The organism is Burkholderia sp. E168m23, assembly GCF_016586125.1.
GTDB classification, from domain to species: domain Bacteria; phylum Pseudomonadota; class Gammaproteobacteria; order Burkholderiales; family Burkholderiaceae; genus Burkholderia; species Burkholderia orbicola.
On record NZ_BCPP01001722.1, the window covers coordinates 1 to 519 of the forward strand.

Here is a 519-nt window from a genome sequence, read left to right on the forward strand (position 1 = left end):
CGCCAAAAGCGCGGAGGACGCCATCGCGTTCTATGCGAAGGCATTCGGCGCGCAGGAGAAATTCCGGCTCGTCGAGCCGTCGGGGCGCATCGGTCACGCCGCACTCGACCCGGACGGCAACGCGCCGATGGCGCTCCATCTTCACGTCGACGACGCCGATGCGACGATCGCCGCCGCCGTCGCGGCCGGCGCGCACGTGACGCGCGCACTCCAGGACCAGTTCTACGGAGAGCGCTCGGGCAGGATCCGCGATCCGTTCGGTTACGATTGGCTGATCGGGCATACGATCGAAACGGTCGAACCCGACGAAATGCAGCGGCGTTACACGGCGCTGATGTCCGGCAATCAGTAAGCAGTCCGGACGGCGCCTCCCGATCGATCACCCCGCTATTCGCGATGCACTACCACCCCGACGACGTCAGCCGGCTTTTCGTCGGTGTTCCAACACTGCAGTTGAACCGCGCCGCGCCGGCCGAACGGTTTCTCGCCGCCGCCGTCGAATCCGGCGTCGAGCTCCGG

General features: G+C 66.9%; 1 protein-coding gene. It reads left to right on the forward strand.

The window, feature by feature from the left end; translation table 11 throughout:
* Positions 1-352: glyoxalase/bleomycin resistance/extradiol dioxygenase family protein (locus JMF90_RS39880; protein WP_201326634.1), on the forward strand; the 352-nt coding region annotated here is incomplete at its 5' end.
* Positions 353-519 lie beyond the last annotated feature (167 nt).